The organism is Pseudomonas sp. FW305-96 (assembly GCF_058783825.1).
The window spans coordinates 65,362-87,586 of the sequence record NZ_JBYSYW010000018.1; the positions used below are offsets into that span (position 1 = coordinate 65,362).

At 64.6% G+C, this 22,225-nt stretch carries 18 protein-coding genes; 12 read left to right on the top strand and 6 right to left on the bottom strand.

Going from position 1 to position 22,225, the window contains the following annotated elements; all coding sequences use genetic code 11:
• Position 1: 1 nt before the first annotated feature.
• From AC3WL2_RS15310 to edd, 5 genes are all read right to left on the bottom strand, one after another.
• Positions 2-1,219, bottom strand: a complete 1,218-nt coding sequence (locus AC3WL2_RS15310) for a D-mannose isomerase (RefSeq protein WP_102682949.1) — start codon at positions 1,217-1,219, stop codon at positions 2-4.
• 121 nt (positions 1,220-1,340) lie between these two features.
• Positions 1,341-2,795 (bottom strand): ATP-binding protein, encoded by a 1,455-nt coding sequence (locus AC3WL2_RS15315; protein WP_102682950.1) that lies wholly within the window; start codon positions 2,793-2,795, stop codon positions 1,341-1,343.
• Complete coding sequence (locus AC3WL2_RS15320; RefSeq protein WP_219730381.1) at positions 2,779-3,474, bottom strand: response regulator; 696 nt, start codon at positions 3,472-3,474, stop codon at positions 2,779-2,781. The genes AC3WL2_RS15315 and AC3WL2_RS15320 overlap by 17 nt, the downstream gene beginning before the upstream one ends.
• A 97-nt stretch (positions 3,475-3,571) precedes the next feature.
• The gene (locus tag AC3WL2_RS15325) at positions 3,572-4,528 is read right to left on the bottom strand and encodes a glucokinase (RefSeq protein WP_102682952.1); all 957 of its coding nucleotides are present in this window, start codon (positions 4,526-4,528) and stop codon (positions 3,572-3,574) included.
• Positions 4,525-6,351, bottom strand: a complete 1,827-nt coding sequence (edd, locus tag AC3WL2_RS15330; RefSeq protein WP_102682953.1) for a phosphogluconate dehydratase — start codon at positions 6,349-6,351, stop codon at positions 4,525-4,527. The genes AC3WL2_RS15325 and edd overlap by 4 nt, the downstream gene beginning before the upstream one ends.
• Positions 6,352-6,617: 266 nt before the next feature.
• Here edd and gap point away from each other — a divergent pair, with 266 nt between their 5' ends.
• From gap to AC3WL2_RS15360, 6 genes are all read left to right on the top strand, one after another.
• Positions 6,618-7,619, top strand: coding sequence for a type I glyceraldehyde-3-phosphate dehydrogenase (gene gap / locus AC3WL2_RS15335; protein WP_038706743.1), 1,002 nt, complete (start codon positions 6,618-6,620; stop codon positions 7,617-7,619).
• A gap of 148 nt (positions 7,620-7,767) precedes the next feature.
• Positions 7,768-8,280 (top strand): RNA polymerase sigma factor, encoded by a 513-nt coding sequence (locus AC3WL2_RS15340; protein WP_023632569.1) that lies wholly within the window; start codon positions 7,768-7,770, stop codon positions 8,278-8,280.
• A gap of 93 nt (positions 8,281-8,373) precedes the next feature.
• A complete protein-coding gene (locus tag AC3WL2_RS15345) occupies positions 8,374-9,336 on the top strand; it encodes a FecR family protein (protein WP_102682954.1) in 963 nt (320 codons plus the stop codon).
• 125 nt (positions 9,337-9,461) lie between these two features.
• Positions 9,462-12,068 carry a TonB-dependent receptor gene (locus AC3WL2_RS15350; protein WP_102682955.1) on the top strand — a complete coding sequence of 869 codons (2,607 nt, stop codon included), beginning with the start codon at positions 9,462-9,464 and terminating at the stop codon, positions 12,066-12,068.
• A gap of 181 nt (positions 12,069-12,249) precedes the next feature.
• A complete protein-coding gene (locus AC3WL2_RS15355; RefSeq protein ID WP_038706745.1) occupies positions 12,250-12,855 on the top strand; it encodes a biliverdin-producing heme oxygenase in 606 nt (201 codons plus the stop codon).
• A gap of 49 nt (positions 12,856-12,904) precedes the next feature.
• Complete coding sequence (locus tag AC3WL2_RS15360) at positions 12,905-13,318, top strand: YbaN family protein (protein ID WP_102682975.1); 414 nt, start codon at positions 12,905-12,907, stop codon at positions 13,316-13,318.
• 24 nt (positions 13,319-13,342) lie between these two features.
• On the opposite strand, the gene arcD (AC3WL2_RS15365) is transcribed toward AC3WL2_RS15360, so the two are convergent.
• Complete coding sequence (arcD, locus tag AC3WL2_RS15365) at positions 13,343-14,770, bottom strand: arginine-ornithine antiporter (RefSeq protein WP_102682956.1); 1,428 nt, start codon at positions 14,768-14,770, stop codon at positions 13,343-13,345.
• Between the two features lie 425 nt (positions 14,771-15,195).
• Between arcD (AC3WL2_RS15365) and arcD (AC3WL2_RS15370) the strand changes: the two genes are divergently transcribed.
• The 6 genes from arcD (AC3WL2_RS15370) to gcsR all read left to right on the top strand — a co-directional run bounded on the left by arcD (AC3WL2_RS15370) (position 15,196) and on the right by gcsR (position 22,045).
• The gene (arcD, locus tag AC3WL2_RS15370; RefSeq protein WP_102682957.1) at positions 15,196-16,623 is read left to right on the top strand and encodes an arginine-ornithine antiporter; all 1,428 of its coding nucleotides are present in this window, start codon (positions 15,196-15,198) and stop codon (positions 16,621-16,623) included.
• A 32-nt stretch (positions 16,624-16,655) separates the two neighbouring features.
• Positions 16,656-17,912: an arginine deiminase gene (gene arcA, locus AC3WL2_RS15375; protein ID WP_102682958.1), complete on the top strand. Its 1,257-nt coding sequence runs from the start codon at positions 16,656-16,658 to the stop codon at positions 17,910-17,912.
• Positions 17,913-17,981: 69 nt separating this feature from the next.
• Complete coding sequence (locus AC3WL2_RS15380; protein WP_046854307.1) at positions 17,982-18,992, top strand: ornithine carbamoyltransferase; 1,011 nt, start codon at positions 17,982-17,984, stop codon at positions 18,990-18,992.
• 85 nt (positions 18,993-19,077) lie between these two features.
• The gene (gene arcC / locus AC3WL2_RS15385) at positions 19,078-20,007 is read left to right on the top strand and encodes a carbamate kinase (protein WP_102682959.1); all 930 of its coding nucleotides are present in this window, start codon (positions 19,078-19,080) and stop codon (positions 20,005-20,007) included.
• A 56-nt stretch (positions 20,008-20,063) separates the two neighbouring features.
• Positions 20,064-20,432 (top strand): DUF5064 family protein, encoded by a 369-nt coding sequence (locus tag AC3WL2_RS15390; RefSeq protein ID WP_102682960.1) that lies wholly within the window; start codon positions 20,064-20,066, stop codon positions 20,430-20,432.
• A 104-nt stretch (positions 20,433-20,536) separates the two neighbouring features.
• Entirely contained in the window at positions 20,537-22,045 is a 1,509-nt protein-coding gene (gene gcsR, locus AC3WL2_RS15395; RefSeq protein ID WP_102682961.1) for a transcriptional regulator GcsR, read from the top strand.
• Positions 22,046-22,225 lie beyond the last annotated feature (180 nt).

The following is a 22,225-nucleotide window of genomic DNA, read 5'->3' on the forward strand; positions in this document are numbered from 1 at the left end:
GTTACAAAGCCAGGGCCGTGGCCAGGCTCGGCGCCAGCGGCAGGCGTGGCAGCAGCAGGGCCTGGTAGGCGTGGTAGAGGTCAGGCTTGCCGCCCCAGATGCGCGCACTGGGCAGCAGTGCCGGGTCGAGCTCGTGGTGCCAGCTGCCATGGGCGCGGTCGATGAAGTGGCTGGCAATGAAGTCCCAGAAGCAGCGGTACCAGTGTTCGTACTGGGCTTCACCGGTACGTCGCAACAGCGCCGCGGCAGTGGCACAGGCCTCGGCATGCACCCAGTGCAGGCGCTCGCGCACCACCGGGCGGTCGTGCCAGTCCAGGGTGTAGACCAGCCCCGGCGCGCCGTCTGCCTGCCAGGCGTGGCGACAGGCGCTGTCGAACAGGCTCCGGGCGGCGGGCAGCAAGGACTCGGGCACAGGTAGTTGCGCCCTTTGCAGGGCCGCCTCCAGGTGCAGCACCAGGCGCGCCCATTCGAAGGCGTGGCCGGGCGTGGTCCCGTAAGGACGGAAGCCATCGGCGGGGTTGTCGCGGTTGTAGTCGGGGAGCGCCTGCCACTGCGCATCGAAATGTTCCGTGACGCGCATACCGTCGGCGGCGGCGTGGGTCAGGATCAAGCGCTCGACGATCCGTTGGGCGCGCAGCAACCACTGTGTGTCGCCGGTCACGTCAGCCACGGCGAGGAAGGCTTCGACGCCGTGCATGTTGCTGTTGGCGCCCCGGTAGGCCTCCGCCTGCCGCCAGTCGCGGGAGAACGACTCGCGCAGGGCGCCCTCCTCTTCGCACCAGAAGCGCTGCGCGATGACCTGGGTTACCGCCTCCAGCAACGCCGACGCCTGGCTGATGCCCGCCACCACCGCCGAGCTGGCGGCGAGGGCGACGAAGGCGTGCAGGTAGGCGGCCTTGCCGGTGTCGCCATGACCTTCGGGCTGCGCGTACCAGCCGTCATGTTCCTGGTCGCGCAACGGGCCTTGCAGGGCGCCGACGCCATGCTCGACCAGCTCGCGGCAACCCGGAACGCCCTGGATATGCGCCAAGGCGAAACTGTGGGTCATGCGCGCGGTGTTCATGGTCTCGGCCAGGGCGCAACGGGGCAGGCGGCCTTCGTCATCGAGGTTGCCGAACCCCTGGGGCAGGCGCGAAGCCCTGGCGAAGGCGAGCAGGCGCAGAGCCTCGGCGTCGAGCCAGGCATGGTGTGTCGGGGAGTCGAGCCAGCTGATGGCCATGGGTGCACCTTCCTTGTTGTTGTCAGCCGATTCTAGTCAGCCATCCTGGCTGGCATGTCACGAAGCCCGGCTCGATTGTCACCGCATCGTTACATCGAAGCGCTTATCGCGGGGCAAGGGCTCATTCGGCTGTACGCGGCAGGTACAAGGTCACCCGCAACCCACCCTCGCGCAGGTTTAACAGGCTCACCTCGCCGCCATGGCTATGGGCGATGTTGCGCGCGATGCCCAGCCCCAGCCCATACCCCTGCTGCTGCCCGGCCAGGCGGAAGTGCGGCTCGAACACCTGCTCCAGGCGTTGCTCCGGCACCCCCGGCCCCTGGTCGTCCACCTGCAGCACGAAGCTCTCGGCGGTATCGATGATGCGCAGCTGCGCCCGCTCGCCATACTTGATGGCGTTATCGATCAGGTTGCCGATGCAGCGGCGCAAGGCCAGCGATTTGCCGGGGTACGGTGCCAACGCCTGACCCTCGAGGGTGATGCGCCCATCGCCGAGATAAGGCTCGGCCAGCAGCTCCAGCACCTGATTGAGGTCGATCGGCTCGATATTCTCGTGGATATCGGTGTCCTTGACACATTGCAGCGCCCCCTTGACCAGCAGCTCCAGCTCATCGAGATCGCGGCTGAACTTGGCCTGCAGCTTCTCGTCCTCGAGCAGCTCCACTCGCAGGCGCAGGCGCGTGATCGGTGTGCGCAGGTCATGGGAAATGGCGCTGAACAGCTGGGAACGCTCGGTCAGGTAACGGCTTATCCGATCACGCATGTTGTTGAACGCCCGCCCCACCTCGACCACTTCGCTACCGCCGCCTTCGGCCACCGGGGCGACGTCCGCCCCCAGCGACATTTCCCGCGCCGCCCGTGCCAGGCGCTTGAGCGGCCGGCTCTGCCAGTGCACCAACAGACCGATGAACAGCAGCAACAGCACGGTGGTCAGGGCAATGAAGCCGATCTGCTGACGCGGCAAGCGTTCGGCCTCAAGGCTGGTGTAGGGCTCGGGCAGCAGCGAGGCGATGTACAGCCACTCGCCTTCGCCGAGGCGGATCTGGGTCACCAGCACCGGCGGATTGAGCGGCTCGAGGGTCAACGAATAGTGCGCCCACGAGCGGGGCAGCTCATCGAGTTTCAGGCCGCTGTTGAAGATGCGCAGATCGTCGGGGCTGACGAACTCCACGGAAATCTCCATCTGCTGGCCAAGACGCTCGTGCAGCACCTCCTGGAATACGTCGATCACCGCCTGCTTGCGCGGGGTGATCGGCAACACCGGCATTTCCAGAGGCTTGACGTTGAGCGAGACGAAGAAGCGCGTGCCGCCCATGCTGCGCAACTGATCCAATACCATGGGCCGGTAGGCCACCGGCAGCGAGCGGAAGTAGCTGACACTGGCACTCATCGAGTGCGCGAGGCTGCTGGCGCTGGCGCGCAAGCCCTGCAGCTGACTGGCGCGCAATTGCGCGACCCAGATCACGCTGGACAGGCCCTGAGCCAGCAATACCACCAGCAAGGTAAGCAGCAGCATGCGCCCCAACAGCGAGCGCGGCAGCAGGCGCCAGCGACGCTCGTCAGGCCGGGCAGACATTGGCCGCCAGCAGGTAGCCGCTGCCACGCACGGTGCGGATCAGCCGGGGTGGTTTTTCCGTGTCGCGCAGGCGCTGGCGCAGGCGACTGACCGCCATGTCGACGATACGGTCCAGCGGCATCGGTTCGCGACCACGGGTGGCGTTGCCGATGGTGTCGCGGTCGAGGATCTGCTGCGGGTGATCGAGAAACAGTTTGAGCAGGGCGAAGTCGGCGCCGGAGAGGATCACTTCTTCGCCGTCGCGGTGGAACAGACGGTGGCTGATCGTGTCCAGGCGCCAGTCATCGAAGGCCAGCACCGCACTGGCCAGCGTCGCCTGGCCGAAATCGGCACGGCGCAACAAGGCCTTGATCCGTGCCTGCAGCTCTCGCGGGCTGAAGGGTTTGCCGAGGTAGTCGTCGGCGCCCAGCTCCAGGCCGATGACCCGATCGGCTTCATCGGAACTGGCGGTGAGCATGATGATCGGCACCCGCGCCTGGCGCGGGTGCTGGCGAACCCAGCGACACAGGCTGAAACCGTCTTCGTCGGGCAGCATCACGTCGAGGATCACCAGGTCGTAGGGGTTGGCGTCCAGGGCGCGGCGAAAGCCCTGGCCGTCAGGTTCGGCGTGCACCTGCAGGCCGCAGCGGGCGAGGTAGGTCTGCAGCAGTTCGCGGATGTCCTGGTCGTCGTCGACCATCAGGATCGATTTGCCGGCAGTGGTCACAATGGTCAGTCCTCTTGTTATGCGCAGATCTTTGTGTCTGCTGTTTGGGGCTGCGCAGCAGCCCCAACGATCACCGATCCAGCGCTTGCTGCAGCGCCACCCCCGCCCCCAGCAACCCGGAAAACTCCGCCGTCACCAGCCATACCGGCACCCCGGCGAAGTAGCCGCTCATGCAGCCTTTGTCGGCGAAGCTCGCGGCAAAGCCGCTGCGCAGGAACAATTCAGCGAAACGTGGGATCACGCCACCGACAATGTAGACGCCACCCCGCGCCCCGAGGGTGAGCACATTGTTGCCCGCCACCCGGCCGAGGAACCGGCAGAACTGCTCGACCACCGCCAGCGCCCGTGGCTCGTTGGCCAGCGCCGCGTCGGTGATCTGCGCCGGGGTCTTGTGCGTCGGCGCAGCACCATCGAGCGCACAGATGGCCTGGTACAAGCGCACCAGCCCACCACCACTGAGCACGGTCTCGGCACTGACATGGCCGATCTGCCGGTGGATTTCCTGGTGGATCGCCGCCTCACGGGCATTGCCCACCGGCAGGTCGACATGCCCGCCCTCCCCCGGCAGCGCCAGCCAGTGCTCACCGTGGCGCAGCAGGCTGCCCACGCCCAGGCCTGTGCCGGGGCCGATCACCAGCGCCGGGCGCGATGGATCGGCGAGGCCTGCGCAGACTTCACGAAATTCGCCTGCGCGCAGGCGGGTCATGCCCAGCGCCATCGCGGAAAAGTCGTTGATCAGCAGCAGGCGGTCGACCTGCAGCGTCTGGCAGAACGCGCTGCGGCTCAGGCGCCAGTGGTTGTTGGTAAAGCGAAACTCGTCGCCGTCCACCGGGCCTGCCACCGCCAGGCACACCGCCGCCAGGCCGCCACGGGCGATACGCTGGTCGGCCAGATAGGCCTCGATGGCCTGTTCAGGGCTGGTGTAGTCGGCGGTGGCCAGCACCTGCACCGCCTGCAGTTCATTGTCGCGCCACACGGCAAAACGCGCGTTGGTGCCACCGATGTCGCCGACCAGCAAGGCCTTCATTCGAGGTTCTCCAGGGCCGAGGTGAAGGCGCTCGCGCCTTGCTCGGCGGAACTGAACGCCATACGCATGAAGCCGAACAGCTCACGCCCGCACCCCAGATCGTTGCCCTTGGGTGGCGCAGGCAGTTCACGGTCGGCCAGTTCCTCGGCCGAGACCATGATCCGCAGCGTGCCTTCGGCACCATCGACGCGCACGATATCACCATCGCGCACCCGCGCCAGCGGGCCACCATCAAAAGCCTCCGGGCAGACGTGGATAGCCGCCGGGATCTTGCCCGAGGCACCGGACATGCGCCCGTCGGTGACCAGCGCCACCTTGAAGCCGCGATCCTGCAGCACGCCGAGGAACGGCGTCAGCTTGTGCAACTCGGGCATGCCGTTGCAGCGCGGCCCCTGGAAGCGCACCACGGCGACGAAGTCCCGCTCCAGCTCGCCGGCCTTGAATGCATCGGCCAGCGACTGCTGGTCGTGGAACACCCGGGCAGGCGCCTCGACCACCCGGTGCTCGGGCGCCACGGCGGAAACCTTCATCACGCCACGGCCAAGGTTGCCTTCCATCACCCGCAAACCGCCCTCGGCGGAGAACGGCCGCGCCACCGGGCGCAGGATGCTTTCGTCGAGGCTGTGCTGCGGCCCCTCGCGCCAGACCAGGCGGCCATCCTCCAGGAACGGCTCCTGGGTGTAGCGGCGCAGGCCATGCCCGGCCACGGTGTTAACGTCCTCGTGCAGCAGGCCCGCGTCGAGCAGCTCGCGAATGAGGAAGGCCATGCCACCGGAGGCCTGGAAGTGGTTGATGTCGGCCTTGCCGTTGGGATAGACGTGGGACAGCGTCGGCACCACCTCGGACAGATCGGCCATGTCCTGCCAGGTCAGCTGGATGCCGGCGGCCTGGGCGATGGCCGGGATATGCAGGGTGTGGTTGGTCGAGCCGCCTGTGGCGTGCAGGGCGACAATCGAGTTGACCAGCGCCTTTTCGTCGACGATCTGGCCAATGGGCATGAAGCTGCCACTGGCCTTGGTCATGCGCGTGACCTGGCGCGCGGCCTCGGCGGTGAGGGCATCGCGCAGCGGCGTGTAGGGGTTGACGAACGAGGCGCCCGGCAGGTGCAGGCCCATGACCTCCATCACCAGCTGGTTGGTGTTGGCGGTGCCGTAGAAAGTGCAGGTGCCGGGGCCGTGGTAGCTCTTCATTTCCGATTCGAGCAGTTGCTCGCGGGTGGCCTTGCCCTCGGCGTAGCGCTGGCGCACATCGGCCTTTTCCTTGTTGGAGATGCCCGAGACCATCGGCCCGCCCGGCACGAAGATCGTCGGCAGGTGGCCGAAACGCAAGGCGCCCATCATCAGCCCGGGGACGATCTTGTCGCAGATGCCCAGCATCAGCGCGGCATCGAACATGTTGTGCGACAGGGCGATGGCGGTGGACATGGCGATCACTTCACGGCTGGCGATGGCCAGCTCCATGCCCGGCTCGCCCTGGGTGACGCCGTCGCACATGGCCGGCACACCGCCGGCGAACTGGCCGACCGAACCGACTTCGCGCAGCGCCTGTTTGATCTGTTCGGGGAAGTGCTGGTACGGCTGGTGCGCCGAGAGCATGTCGTTGTAGGCCGAGACAATGGCCACGTTGGCCGCGTCCATCAGCCGCAGGGTCTGCTTGTCGTCCCCACCGCAGCCAGCCACGCCATGGGCGAAGTTGGCGCACTGCAACTGGGCGCGCATGGGTCCGTCACTGGCCGCCCCACGGATCAGCTCAAGGTAGCGTTCACGGGTACGGCGGCTGCGGGCGATCAGCCGTTCGGTGACCTCAAGGATGCGCGGATGCATGTACTGGACTCCAGGCTAACTGTGGGGCGGCTTTACTGGGGCATTTTCCCTCCAAACGATTGCGACCTAGTCTCTAGGAAAAGGCGCATGGACCGCTCGACAGGGGGATAACCCAACCACTCGTTGTATGTTTAAACAAAATACTGCCAGCAAAAAGGCTTGTTTTCTATCTCTCGGTGAATAATCTTGTAATTCCAACAACAAAACCGTTTCAGTGAAGCTGTCCTTTGTGCCACAGGCTTCACCCGACTGCCAGAGGTAATACCATGACCCTACGCATCGCCATCAACGGATTCGGCCGCATCGGACGCAACGTCCTGCGCGCACTGTACACGCAGGGCTACCGCCAGGACCTGCAGGTCGTCGCCATCAACGACCTGGGCGACAGCGCGATGAATGCCCACCTGCTCAAATACGACAGCGTCCACGGTACCTTTGACGCCACTGTCGAGGCCGACCACGAAAGCCTCACCGTCAATGGCGACCGCATCGCCGTCAGCGCCATCCGCAACCCTGCCGAGCTGCCCTGGAAGACCTTGGCCATCGATGTGGTGTTCGAATGCACCGGGCTGTTCACCGAACGTGCCAAGGCCGCCGCGCACCTGAGCGCCGGGGCCGGCAAGGTGATTGTCAGCGCCCCGGCCAAGGGTGTCGACGCCACCGTGGTCTACGGGGTCAACCACGATGTGCTGCGCGCCTCGCACCAGATCATCTCCAACGCCTCGTGCACCACCAACTGCCTGGCACCGATCGCCCAGGTGCTGCACCGCGAGTTCGGCATCGAGCAAGGCCTGATGACCACCATCCACGCCTACACCAACGACCAGGTGCTCACCGACGTCTACCATAGCGACCCGTACCGCGCCCGCTCGGCCACCCAGTCGATGATCCCGAGCAAGACTGGCGCCGCCGAGGCCGTCGGCCTGGTACTGCCGGAACTGGCCGGCAAGCTCACCGGCATGGCCGTACGAGTGCCGGTGATCAACGTGTCGCTGGTCGACCTCACCGTCAACCTGCAGCGCGAAACCAGCGCCGAGGAAGTCAACCAGCTGTTCCTCGAGGCCAGCCGTCATTCCCGGGTGCTGGGCTATAACGCCCTGCCGTTGGTGTCGTGCGACTTCAACCACAACCCACTGTCGTCGATCTTCGACGCCAACCACACCCGTGCCAATGGGCGGATGCTCAAGGTACTGGCCTGGTACGACAATGAGTGGGGTTTCTCCAACCGCATGCTGGATAACTGCCTGGCGTTGTTCAACGCACGCTGAGGCAGGGAACACGCCCAGGCGACATTCGACTTGTGTGGGAGCGGGCCCCCTGCTCCCACAAGCTTTACTCTTTCATGACATTTCCATGCTTGACCTTGGCTAGTGATGATACGCATTATCATTAACCCCAAAGCGCCCAGGTTCCCCCGTGAGTCAGTCCCGGTTCAACTCAGTGTTCCTCACCCAGCGTCTCACTCTGCTGCGCACGCTGCAGCGCATGGTGGGCAACCCCAGCACCGCCGAGGACCTGCTGCAGGAAACCTACCTGCGGGTCACCCGCGCCCTGGGCGAGCGCCCGATCGAGCACCTGGAACCTTTCGTGTTCCAGACCGCCCGCAACCTTGCCCTGGACCACCTGCGCACGCGCCGGGTGCAGGCGCGCACGCTGGTGGACGACGTGCCCGAGCAAGTCCTGCATAACGTCGCGGCGCCTGCCGCGAGCAGCGAGGACGCCGCCCACGCCGAGCAACTGCTCAAGCACCTGAGCGTCAGCCTCGGCCAGTTGAGCGAACGCCAGCAACGCATCTTCATCCTCAGCCGCCTGCACGGCGCCAGCTACCTGGAAATCGCCGAGCAGTTGAGCGTCTCGGCCAGCACCGTGCAGAAGGAGCTGAAACTGATCATGGCCATCTGCATGGGCGTGGCCGATCGTCACCAGTGACGCGACCGCTCGCCGCGGGTCAGCGCAAAGCCCTTGCCATAGGCAAGGTCTGCACTGATCATGCGCAAAAAATGCCCGATGCAAGGATCCCCCGTGACCGACCACCCCACCCCTCGCCCGTCACCCGCCGAGCCTGATGCCCGCGCCCGTGCCCGCGAAGAGGCGCTGGACTGGTTGATCCGCCTGCAATGCGCCAGCGAAGACGACACCCGCGCTTTCGAGCACTGGCTGGGCGCCGAGCCGGAAAACGCCGAGGCCTATGTCGAAGCCGAGGCGATGTGGAACGGCGCATCGCTGCGCCAGGTGGCCGGACAATTGCAGCACAGGCGCAAGCGCTCGCTTGCCGGGCGCCTGCGCAGCCACTGGAAACCGCTGGCCACCGCCGCGGTGCTGCTGGTCGGGCTGTTCACTTTCGGCAACCTGCCGGTGCGCCTGCAGGCCGACCACCTGACCGTGGTCGGCGAGCGCCAGCGCCTGGAGCTGGACCACGGCGCCAAGGTGCTGCTCAACACCAATTCGGCCTTCGCCAGCGACGAACGCGATGGCCGCAAGGTTGCCCGCCTGTTGCAGGGCGAGGCGTATTTCCAGGTGTCCAACGCCAGCCAGCCGCCGCTTGAAGTCCAGGCCGGCCCACTGCGCGCCAGCGTGCGCGACACCGATTTCGCCGTGCGCTACCTCGATGGCGAAGCCCAGGTGCGGGTGCAGCGCGGCGACGTCGACCTGCAGGCCGCGAGCGACCAACGCATCCGCCTGAGTGCCGGCGACAGCATCAGCGTCGGCCCCACGGGCTTCGGTCAGCGCCAGCGCCCCGACATGAGCAAGGACCTGGCCTGGATCGAAGGCCGCCTGGTGTTCGAGAACTGCCCGCTGAGCCAGGTGCTCGCCGAGGTCCGCCGCTACTACCCGGGATGGATCATCAACCGCAACGCGCACCTGGAGCAGGTCGCGGTCACCGGCAACTACCGCCTCGACCAGCCGCTGGAAACGCTACGTGCCCTGGCCCACATCACCTCGGCGCAACTGCATGAATACCCGGCCGTGGTAATCCTCAACTGACCTTGCAAGTTTTTTTACGCGATCACCCTGCCTCACCCGTCTCGTTATAGCCAATACGATTGATTCTCGTTCGAAAACGAGAACAAACACTGTCTATGACTTACGCGCGACAGGGAGCGCTTTCGATGCCCACAGGTCAAACCCGCCCGTCCTCTTCTTCCCGCCGCCGCGGGCAATTGTCCCTGTTGACCTTGGCCCTGCTCGCCAGCGGCGCCTGCAGCCTGCCCGCGCTGGCCGTGGAACCGGCCCAGGCGAGCAGCCCGCGCATGGGCGACTACCGCTTCGCCATCGCCCAGCAACCGCTGGTCGAGGCCATCAATGCCTTCAGCCAGGTCACCGGCTGGCAGGTCGGCTTCAGCGCCGAGCTGGCCGACGGCGTGGCCTCGCCGGGCGTACAGGGCTCGCTGGCCCCGGAAGCGGCGCTGCAGCGCCTGCTGCGCAGCACCGGCCTGGGCTACCGCAAGATCGGCAACGGCAACGTGGTGCTGGAACGCCAGGCCGCCGGCAACGCCATCGCCCTGCAGCAGGTGACCGTCAGCGCCACCCGCAGCGCCCAGGACGTCAGCCAGGTGCCGAGCACCGTCAGCGTGCAGACCCGCGAGCAACTGGACCGGCAGAACGTCAACGACATCAAGCAGCTGGTACGTTACGAGCCTGGCGTCTCGGTGTCCGGCACCGGCCAGCGCAGTGGCCTGAACGGCTACAACATCCGCGGTATCGATGGCGACCGGGTACTGACCCAGGTGGACGGCGTGTCGATTCCCGACAGCTTCTTCTACGGTCCCTTTGCCCAGACCCAGCGCAACTACGTCGACCCCGAAGTCGTCAAACGCGTGGAGATCCTGCGAGGCCCGGCCTCGGTGCTGTATGGCAGCAACGCCATCGGCGGGGCGGTCAGCTACTTCACTCTCGACCCCGAGGACATCATCAAGCCGGGCAAGGATGTCGGTGCCCGCCTGAAGACCGGCTACAGCTCGGCCGATGAGAGCTGGCTGACCTCCGCCACGGTCGCTGGGCGCCACGGTGATTTCGATGGCTTGCTGCACCTGAGCCAGCGCAACGGCCACGAAACCGAGTCCTACGGCGAGCACGGCGGTACCGGCATCGATCGCACCAAGGCCAACCCCGAAGACGTGCGCACCAGCAACGTCCTGGCCAAGCTTGGCTGGAACTACGCCGACGACTCTCGCCTGGGCTTCACCTACGAGCGCTACAAGGACGACCGCGACCAGAACATCCTCAGCGCAGTGGGTGGGCCGTTCGATGGCAGCCGGCCTCTGGGCATGTACCGCAGCCGTACCGGCAATGACACGGTCACCCGGGAACGCTTCGGCCTCGATCACGAGTTCGGCCTGGATTCGTTGGTCGCCGACCACGTGAAGTGGAGCCTGAACTACCAGATCGCCAAGACCGACCAGGCCACCTCGGAAATCTATTTCCCGTTCAGCCGCACCGTCCAGCGCCAGCGCGACACCACCTACAAGGACCGCCAATGGGTACTCGACGCCCAGTTGGACAAAGCCTTCAGCATCGGTGCCACGGACCATCTGCTGACCTACGGCACAACGTTCAAGCACGAGAAGGTCACGGGCCTGCGCACCGGTAGCGGAACCTGCCTGGTGGTCGGCGGCAGTTGCCGGGCCGTGGGCCAGGACAGCCCGGCTGACTACCAGGCGCCCGTGAGCGACTTCCCCGATCCGACCATCGACACCTACAGCCTGTTCGTCCAGGACGAAATTCGCTGGAACAACTGGACCTTCCTGCCGGGCGCGCGCTACGACTACACCCGCATCGATCCGAAGATGACCGCCGAATACCTGCGCGGCGCGCAGGACACCAGCCCGACTCCGGAAACCAGCCGCAACGACGAGAACAAGAAGTGGCACCGGGTATCGCCCAAGCTCGGTGTGACCTATGCCTTCAACGACAACTACACCTGGTACGGCCAGTATGCCGAAGGTTTCCGTACTCCCAGCGCCAAGGCCATCTGGGGCCGCTTCGAAAACCCGGTCGGTGGCTACGTGGTGGAGCCAAACCCAGGCCTGCAACCTGAAAAGAGCAAAAGCTACGAAACCGGCCTGCGTGGCAACTTCGATGCCGGCAGCTTCGATGTGGCGGTCTTCTACAACAAGTACCGAGATTTCATCAACGAAGAGGCGGTGAAGTCCTCCAACCTGGGTAGCGCCTTCCAGACCAGCAACATCAAGCACGCCACCATCAAGGGCGCCGAGGTCAAGGGCCGCCTGAACCTGGACCGCTTTGGCGCCCCGGAAGGCCTCTACAGCATCGGCTCCATCGCCTATGCCTATGGCCGCAATGACGACACCGGCCAGCCACTGAACAGTGTCAACCCACTGACCGGCGTCTTCGGGGTCGGCTACGAGCAAGCGGATTATGGCAGCCAGCTCAGCTGGACCGTGGTCAAGCGCAAGAACCGGGTGGACGACACCAAGTTCTTCGCCCCGGACGGCTCCAGCTCGGACTTCCGCACGCCAGGCTACGGCGTGCTCGACCTCACCGGGTTCTACCGGATCACCGACGACCTGACCATCAACGGCGGCGTCTACAACCTGGCCGACAAGAAGTACTGGCAGTGGGACGATGTGCGCAAGTACGCCATGGTGGGCAGCCCCAATGGCCAAAGCGAAGCGGCCGCCACCCAGCCGGCCAACCTCGATCGCCTGACGGCGCCGGGTCGCAACTTCGCCATCAACCTGGTGTGGGACATCTGACGAGGCGAGATCGCCATCGCCGGACAAGCCCGTTCCCCAGCTCGCCTGAGGGAGCAGGCTTGCCCGGCGCTGCGTCGAGCCCTGTGCGAATGATTTCACTTCGCAGGTGAGGTTTTTTTACTGTTCAGCGTCTTCTGTTTCGTCTTGTCACTAGACGCCCCATTTTCCAAGGATGCCCCCCATGACCGCCCCTTCCACCGAACGCGCCAACCTGCGCTCCCAGCGCCTGAACCAGGTCACCCACGCCCCGCACACCGAGCTGGACGCCCTGGTCAAGTCGCACAAGCCGTTCGACAGCCGCGAGAGCTTCGCCCGCTTCGTGGTCGCCCAGTACCTGTTCCAGTCCGAGCTGCAGGCGCTGTACACCGACCCGCAACTGATCGCCATCGTGCCGGATCTGGCCGAGCGCTGCCGCGCCGAGCAGGCCCGCCTGGACCTGGCCGACCTCGACACCGAAGTGCCCGCGCCCTTCGCCGGCGCCCTGGGCAAGCCAAGCCTGGGCGAAGCCCTGGGCTGGATCTTCGTCTCCGAAGGCTCCAAACTGGGCGCCGCGTTCCTGATCAAGCGCGCCGTGGCCCTGGAACTGTCCGAAACCTTCGGCGCCCGTCACCTGGGCGAACCGGCGGGTGGTCGCGCCGAAGGCTGGAAACAGTTCACCCGCATTCTCGACAGCCTGGACCTGTCGCCCGAGGAAGACGCCGCCGCCGAACGTGGCGCGGTCGCCGCCTTCGAACGCTTCACCGAGCTGCTCAAGCATGCCTATGCCGCCGACGCGGCGCTGGCCTGACACGCTTTACCCGGCCGCCCGCGGGCGGCCGCACCGTTGCAGTGAGACCATGACCCGAATCGCCCGCTCCAAAGTATCCCGCCTGCTCTACGCGATCCTGGCCTACGTCAGCCTGGGGATTGGCCTGGTGGCCATCGTCATTCCCGGGCTGCCCACCACCGAGTTCGTCCTCCTCGCCGCCTGGGCCGCCACCCGCAGCTCGCCGCGCCTGTCCGCCTGGCTGGACAACCACCGGCTGTTCGGCCCAATCCTTTTCAACTGGCGCAACGGCAAGGTGATCCAGCGCCGCGCCAAGGTCAGCGCGACCCTCAGCATGCTGCTGTGCGCGAGCCTCATGCTGATCGTCCTCGAGCACCACTGGCCCGTGTTCCTCGCCATCGGCGGCATGGCGCTGGGCAACCTGTGGATCTGGTCGCGCCCGGAACGGCCTATTCCTCAAGGCAGCGTCGAACTGCAAAATTGATTCAATCGCGCCCGCCATGAGCCGTCAGAGGCTAAGCAACCCCGAATACAGCGCATACGCCGCCAGCCCGGCGCCCACCAGCACCGCCGCGAAAATCAGCTTCTCCCATGTGGTGAACAGCACCTGCCCCTGCTCACGCTTGGCCCGGGCGAACAGGACCACCCCCGGCGCGTATAGCAACGCCGACAGCAGGATGTACTTGAGCCCACCGGCATACAGCAACCACACCGCATACAACAGCGCGATCACTGCGACCAGCATGTCCTTGCGCCGCAGCCCCGCCTGCCCCTGGTAGCTCTCGCCACGCACGGTCAGCAACACCGCATAGGCTGCCGACCAGAAGTAAGGCACCAGGATCATCGACGACGCCAGGTAGATCAGGCTGGTATAGGTCCCGGCCGAGAACAGGGTGATCAGCAGGAAGCCCTGGATCATCACATTGGTCAGCCACAGTGCGTTGGCCGGCACATGGTTGGCGTTTTCCCGCGCCAGGAACCGCGGCATGGTCTTGTCGCGGGCGGTGGCGAAGAGGATCTCGGCACACAGCAGCGCCCACGACAGCAACGCCCCGATCAGCGACACCGCCAGGCCGATGCTGATCAGCAAGGCGCCCCAGGGCCCGACGATATGCTCCAGCACCGAGGCCAGAGAGGGGTTCTGCAAGCCGGCCAGCTCCGGCTGGGTCATCACCCCCAACGACAACACATTGACCAGTACCAGCAGCGCCAGCACACCGAGAAAGCCAATCACCGTGGCCTTGCCCACGTCCGAACGGCGCAGCGCTCGCCCCGAATAGACGCTCGCCCCCTCGATGCCGATGAACACGAACACTGTGACCAGCATCATGTTGCGTACCTGCTCCAGCACGCTGCCGAACTGCGGATTGCTCAGCCCCCAGATGTCGCGGGTGAAGATATCGGCGCGAAAGGCGAACGCGGCGATGACGATGAACATCAGCAACGGCACCACCTTGGCCACGGTGGTCACCTGATTGATGAACGCCGCCTCCTTGATGCCGCGCAGCACCAGGAAGTGCACCGCCCACAGCAGCAACGAGGCGCAGCCGATGGCCACAGGCGTGTTGCCCTGGCCGAACACCGGGAAGTAGAAGCCAAGGGTACTGAACAGCAGCACGAAGTAGCCGACATTGCCCAGCCAGGCACTGATCCAGTAGCCCCAGGCCGAGGAAAAGCCCATGTAGTCGCCGAAACCAGCCTTGGCGTAGGCATACACCCCCGAGTCCAGCTCCGGCTTGCGGTTGGCCAGGGTCTGGAACACGAAGGCCAGCGCCAGCATGCCCACTGCGGTGATGCCCCAGCCGATCAGCACCGCCCCGACATCGGCGCGTGCCGCCATGTTCTGCGGCAACGAAAAGATCCCCCCGCCGATCATCGAACCGACCACCAGTGCGATCAGCGCGCCAAGGCGCAGCTTCTGTCCCGGTTCGCTCATGGGGCTCCTCGTGCGCGGGTGCGCGTAAACGTATTTGGCAACATGAATGTTACAAGTTTCTTATTGAATCGAGCCATTAAAGCTATAGCACTCATAACCGGACTGTCTATAGCCCGCGACCGATAAAAGTGGCAGTTGCGAACTCTCTCAACCCTCACCTAAATGCGTCGCTATTTACTGTGAAAAATTTGCGAAACCCCCAAAAGAGACTAACTTCATGGTTCGCAGGCAGAACGGGGCGTTTGCTCCAGAAGGACATGGAGGTGCCAGCGCACAAGGCCTGCAACGAAGCTGTCGGCATCCTCCAGGAGACGCATGAGGGAATTTTCTTACCTTCATGCTGGCATGAACTGATCTAAGTCAGCGAATGATCCAGGCGTCAGATTTATTCTGAGGTCAACTTTCTCCTGGTACGGAGTCGATAAATGTCTGATTCTCCCGGAAAACTAAAACTGGGTGCGCTTGTTGCACTAGTAGTGGGTTCGATGATCGGTGGCGGGATCTTCTCGTTACCGCAAAACATGGCCGCCAGCGCCGGTGTCGGCGCCGTGCTGATCGGCTGGGCCATCACCGCGGTGGGCATGCTCACCCTCGCCTTCGTGTTCCAGACCCTGGCCAACCGCAAACCCGACCTCGACGGCGGTGTGTACGCCTACGCCAAGGCCGGTTTCGGTGACTACATGGGCTTTTCCTCGGCCTGGGGCTACTGGATCAGCGCCTGGCTGGGCAACGTCGGCTACTTCGTGCTGCTGTTCAGCACCCTGGGCTATTTCTTCCCAATCTTCGGCGAGGGCAACACCCCGGCGGCAGTGATCGGCGCCTCGGTCCTGCTGTGGGCCGTGCACTTCCTGGTGCTGCGCGGCATCAAGGAAGCCGCGTTCATCAACCTGGTCACCACCGTGGCCAAGGTCGTGCCGCTGGCCCTGTTCGCCCTGATCTGCCTGTTCGCCTTCAAGCTCGATGTGTTCACCGCGGATATCTGGGCCGTGGGCACACCGGAGCTGGGCAGCGTGATGAACCAGGTGCGCAACATGATGCTGGTCACGGTGTGGGTGTTCATCGGCATCGAGGGCGCGAGCATCTTCTCGTCCCGTGCGGAAAAACGCTCCGACGTCGGCAAGGCCACGGTCATCGGCTTCGTCACCGTGCTGCTGTTCCTGGTGCTGGTCAACGTGCTGTCGCTGGGCGTGATGACCCAACCCGAGCTGGCCAAGCTGCAGAACCCGTCGATGGCCGCCGTGCTTGAACATGTGGTGGGCCACTGGGGCGCGGTGCTGATCAGCGTCGGCCTGATCATCTCGCTGCTCGGCGCCCTGCTGTCGTGGGTGCTGCTGTGCGCCGAGATCATGTTCGCCGCCGCCAAGGACCACACCATGCCGGAGTTCCTGCGCCGCGAGAACGCCAACCATGTACCGGCCAACGCCCTGTGGCTGACCAACGCCATGGTGCAGATCTTCCTGGTCATCACCCTGTTCTCCAACAGCACCTACCTGTCGCTGATCTACCTCGCCACCTCGATGATCCTGGTGCCTTACCTGTGGTCGGCGGCCTATGCCTTCCTGCTCGCCTGGCGCAACGAAACCTACGAACAGGCCCTGGCCGAACGCAAGAAAGACCTGATCATCGGCGGCATCGCCCTGCTCTACGCGATCTGGCTGCTGTACGCCGGTGGCGTCAAGTACCTGCTGCTCTCGGCGCTGCTCTATGCCCCTGGCGCGATCCTGTTCGCCAAGGCCAAACGCGAGGTCGGCCAGCCAATCTTCACCAGCGTGGAAAAACTGATCTTCGCCGCCGTGGTCGCGGGCGCCCTGGTGGCTGCCTACGGCTTGTATGACGGCTTCCTGACGCTCTGAACCCATGTCTTCGCATTACAGGAGGATTCACCATGTCCACTGAGAAACAGAAATACGGCGTACATTCCGAAGCCGGCAAGCTGCGCAAAGTGATGGTCTGCAGCCCGGGCCTGGCGCACCAACGGCTGACCCCAAGCAATTGCGACGAGCTGCTGTTCGACGACGTCATCTGGGTCAACCAGGCCAAGCGCGACCATTTCGACTTCGTCACCAAGATGCGTGAACGCGGCATCGAGGTCCTGGAAATGCACAACCTGCTGACCGAGACCGTGCAGAACCCCGAAGCGCTGAAATGGATCCTCGACCGCAAGATCACCGACGACACTGTTGGCATCGGCCTGAAGAACGAAGTGCGCAGCTGGCTCGAAGGGCTTGAGCCACGCAAGCTGGCCGAGTATCTGATCGGCGGCGTGGCAGGCGAAGACCTGCCCGACAGCGAAGGCGCGAGCGTGATCAAGATGTACCGCGACTACCTCGGCCACTCCAGTTTCCTGCTCGATCCGCTGCCCAATACCCAGTTCACGCGTGACACCACTTGCTGGATCTATGGTGGCGTCACCCTCAACCCGATGTACTGGCCGGCGCGACGCCAGGAAACGCTGCTGACCAGCGCCATCTACAAGTTCCACCCAGAGTTCACCCATGCCGACTTCGAAGTCTGGTACGGCGACCCGGACAAGGAACATGGCAAGGCCACCCTTGAAGGTGGCGATGTGATGCCGATCGGCAATGGTGTCGTACTGATCGGCATGGGTGAGCGCAGCTCGCGCCAGGCGATCGGCCAACTGGCGCAATCGCTGTTCGCCAAGGGCGCGGTGGAGAAGGTGGTGGTCGCCGGGCTGCCGAAATCCCGCGCCGCCATGCACCTGGACACCGTGTTCAGCTTCTGCGACCGCGACCTGGTCACCGTCTTCCCCGAAGTGGTCAAGGAAATCGTGCCGTTCGTGATTCGTCCGGATAGCAGCAAGCCTTACGGCATGGACGTGCGTCGCGAGAACAAATCGTTCATCGAGGTAGTGGCCGAATCGCTCAACCTCAAGAAGCTGCGCGTGGTCGAGACCGGCGGCAACAGCTTCGCCGCCGAGCGCGAACAGTGGGATGACGGTAACAACGTGGTGGCCGTGGAGCCTGGCGTGGTCATCGGCTACGACCGCAACACCTACACCAACACCCTGCTGCGCAAGGCCGGGGTCGAAGTCATCACCATCAGTGCCGGCGAGCTGGGCCGGGGGCGCGGCGGCGGTCACTGCATGACCTGCCCGATCGTGCGCGACCCTATCGACTACTAAACGTCCATCACCCCGGCCCGTGCTCACCCAGCAGCGGCCGGGGGATTACCGAACTCAAGGAGAATCATCATGGCGTTCAACATCCACAACCGTAACCTGCTCAGCCTCGAACACCACACCACCCGCGAGCTGCGTTACCTGCTGGACCTGTCCCGCGACCTCAAGCGCGCCAAGTACACCGGCACCGAGCAGCAGCACCTGAAGGGCAACAACATCGCCCTGATCTTCGAGAAGACCTCGACCCGCACCCGTTGCGCCTTCGAAGTCGCCGCCTACGACCAGGGCGCCAACGTCACCTACATCGACCCCAACTCCTCGCAGATCGGCCACAAGGAGAGCATGAAGGACACCGCCCGCGTGCTCGGGCGCATGTACGACGCCATCGAGTATCGCGGCTTCAAGCAGGAGATCGTCGAGGAACTGGCCAAGTTCGCCGGCGTGCCGGTATTCAACGGCCTGACCGACGAGTATCACCCGACCCAGATGATCGCCGACGTGCTGACCATGCGCGAAAACAGCGACAAGCCGCTGCACGACATCAGCTACGCCTACCTGGGCGATGCCCGCAACAACATGGGCAACTCGCTGCTGCTGATCGGCGCCAAGCTCGGCATGGACGTGCGCATCGCCGCGCCCAAGGCGCTGTGGCCGCATGACGACCTGGTCGAGCGTTGCAAAAAGTACGCAGAAGAAAGCGGCGCGCGCATCACCCTGACCGAAGACCCGAAAGCTGCGGTCAAGGGCGTCGACTTTGTCCACACCGACGTGTGGGTATCGATGGGTGAGCCGGTCGAGGCCTGGGGCGAGCGTATCCAGCAACTGCTGCCCTACCAGGTGAACAAGGAGCTGATGAAGTCCACCGGCAACCCGCGCACCAAGTTCATGCACTGCCTGCCGGCGTTCCACAACTCCGACACCAAGGTCGGCAAGCAGATCGCCGAACAGTACCCGCACCTGGCCAACGGCATCGAAGTGACCGATGACGTGTTCGAGTCGCCGGCGTGCATCGCCTTCGAGCAGGCGGAAAACCGCATGCATACGATCAAGGCGATCCTGGTGTCGACCCTGGCTGATCTCTGACAGCGGCCTTGACTCTGTGGGAGCCGGCTTGCCGGCTCCCACAAAGGAATGAGGCGCTCACCCTAAATCGCAAAGGACATTCCCCATGCGTATCGTTGTTGCATTGGGCGGCAACGCCCTACTGCGCCGCGGCGAGCCGATGACCGCCGACAACCAGCGCGCCAATATCCGCACCGCCACCGAACAGATCGCCAAGATCCATCCCGGCAACGAACTGGTCATTGCCCACGGCAACGGGCCGCAGGTCGGCCTGCTGTCGTTGCAGGGGCTGTCGTACAAGCCGGACGAAGCCTACCCGCTGGACGTCCTCGGTGCCGAGACCGAAGGCATGATCGGCTATATGATCGAACAGGAACTGGGCAACCTGCTGGACTTCGAGGTGCCGTTCGCCACGCTGCTCACCCAGGTTGAAGTGGACGCCAACGACCCGGCGTTCAAGGACCCGACCAAGTTCATCGGCCCCGTGTACGCCAAGGACGAGGCCGAGCGCCTGGCCAAGGACAAAGGCTGGGTGGTCAAGCCCGACGGCGACAAGTACCGCCGGGTGGTGGCCAGTCCGAAACCCAAGCGCATCTTCGAGATCCGCCCGATCAAGTGGCTGCTGGAAAAAAGCAGCATCGTGATCTGCGCCGGCGGCGGCGGCATCCCCACCATGTACGACGAAAACCGCAAGCTCAAGGGCATCGAGGCGGTGATCGACAAGGACCTGTGCTCGGCGCTGCTGGCCGAACAGCTGGAAGCCGACCTGCTGATCATCGCCACCGACGTCGATGCGGCGTACATCGATTTTGGCAAGCCGACACAAAAAGCCATCGCCCAGGCGCACCCCGACGAGCTCGAGAAGCTGGGCTTTGCCGCCGGCTCCATGGGGCCGAAGGTGCAGGCCGCCTGCGATTTCGCCCGGCATACCGGCAAGGTCGCGGTCATCAGCTCGCTGGAGAACATCGAGGACATCGTCAAAGGCACCGCCGGTACCCGCGTTTCCACCGCCAAGCCGGGAATCAGCTACCGTTGAACGCAGTTGGCCGGTGCCTGGCACCGGCCGTTTTCAACCTTCCGGAGGACCTCGCCATGGCCCAGTATCAACCCGGTCACGTGCATATCGAGCGCACCGCGCTGAACACCAACGACCACAGCTACGACCTGTGCATCGACTACGAGGCCGTGTCGGATCCCAGCGAAGGCCGCGGCATCCAGTTCCGCATGCATGGCCACATCGAGGGCAAGCCCGTCGATGAGAAGTTCTTCCTGGCCAAGGACCAGGTGCTGCCCAGCTTTCTGATGCAGTTGAGCCGCAAGGCCCAGTCGTACCTGCCAGCGCCGAAGAAGTTCGAGAGTCTCGGTTCGCCACACAAGCTCTACGACTACATGTTCGAAGACATTCGCCAGAAGCTCGATGTGAAATCAGGCGATTCGATCAAGCCTGAGCATCTGGGCTGAGTCCAATCGCGGGGCTTCGTGGCAGCGGGCTTGCCCGCGATTGGGTTTAGCGCCCTTCCCAAGGCATACTGGCGCACTCGCTTGGCCACTGCCCCGATCTCCCCATGCGCATCCACGTCAGCTTCATCGACCGCGTCGGCATCACCCAGGAAGTCCTGGCCCTGCTCGGCGCCCGCAACCTCAACCTCGATGCCGTGGAGATGGTCCCGCCGAACGTCTACATCGACGCCCCGACCCTGAGCCCCGCCGTGCTCGAAGAGCTGCACGACGCGCTGTTCGAGGTACGCGGCGTGCAATCGGTGGAAGTGGTCGACATCCTCCCCGGCCAACGCCGGCACCTGCAACTCGACGCCCTGCTCGCCGCCATGAGCGACCCGGTGCTGGCGGTGGACAGTGCCGGCAAGGTGCTGCTGGCCAACCCGGCGCTGATCGCCCTGTGCGGGCGTGAGTCCGCCGGGCGTTCGGTGGGCGAGCTGTTCGGCGACCCCGACCTGCTCCAGGCCCTGCTGGACAACAATTTCCACCTGCCCATGCGCGAAATGCAGTTGAACGGCCAGAGCCTGCTGCTCGACGCCACGCCAATCACCCATGCCGGCGGCCTGCTGACGCTGTACCCGCCCAACCGTATGGGCGAGCGCCTGTCGGCCCTGCACCACGACCACGCCGAAGGCTTCGACGCCATGCTCGGCGACTCCCCGGCGATCCGCACCCTCAAGGCCCGCGCCCTGCGCGTGGCGGCCCTCGACGCGCCGCTGCTGGTCAATGGCGAAACCGGCACCGGCAAAGAGCTGGTGGCGCGCGCCTGCCACGCCATCAGCAGCCGCCATGCCGCGCCGTTTCTCGCCCTCAACTGCGCGGCACTGCCCGAGAGCCTGGCCGAGAGCGAGCTGTTCGGCTACGCCCCCGGCGCCTTCACCGGCGCGCAGCGCGGCGGCAAGCCCGGGCTGATGGAGCTGGCCAACCAGGGCACGGTGTTCCTCGACGAGATCGGCGAGATGTCGCCGTACCTGCAGGCCAAGCTGCTGCGCTTCCTCAGCGACGGCAGCTTCCGCCGCGTCGGCGGCGACCGCGAGGTGAAGGTGGATGTGCGCATCATCAGCGCCACCCACCGCGACCTCGAGCGCATGGTCGCCGAAGGCACCTTCCGTGAAGACCTGTTCTACCGCCTCAACGTGCTCAACCTGCAGGTGCCGCCACTGCGCGAGCGCGGCCAGGACATCCTGTCGCTGGCGCAATTTTTCATGCAGCAGGCCTGCACCCAGATCCAGCGCCCGCCCTGCCGGCTCGCACCCGCTACACACCCGGCATTACTGGCCAACCCTTGGCCTGGCAACGTGCGCCAGTTGCAGAACGTGATCTTCCGCGCCGCGGCCATCTGTGAAAGCAATGTGGTGGATATCGGCGATCTGGACATTGCCGGCACCTCGGTGGCACGGGGGCAGGATGGCGAGGTAGCGAGCCTGGAACAGGCAGTGGGGGATTTCGAGCGGGAGTTGCTGCAACGCCTGTATGCCAGCTATCCCTCGACGCGGCAGTTGGCGGGGCGCTTGCAAACCTCGCATACCGCGATAGCCCAGCGCTTGCGCAAGTACGGTATTCCAAACAAGGCCTGATGCCGCTTCGCCGGACCAGTCTTGCCCCCGGAAGCAGATCGTATTGAAATCATTACATTGTACCGAATTCGCTACACATCCATCTGGGTGCCTGTGCACAAGGGTTTGATCCCACAATGCTTTTGAATCACCCTCCTCCTGTATCGATTTCATTCCACAGAAATGACAAATCGATTGCAT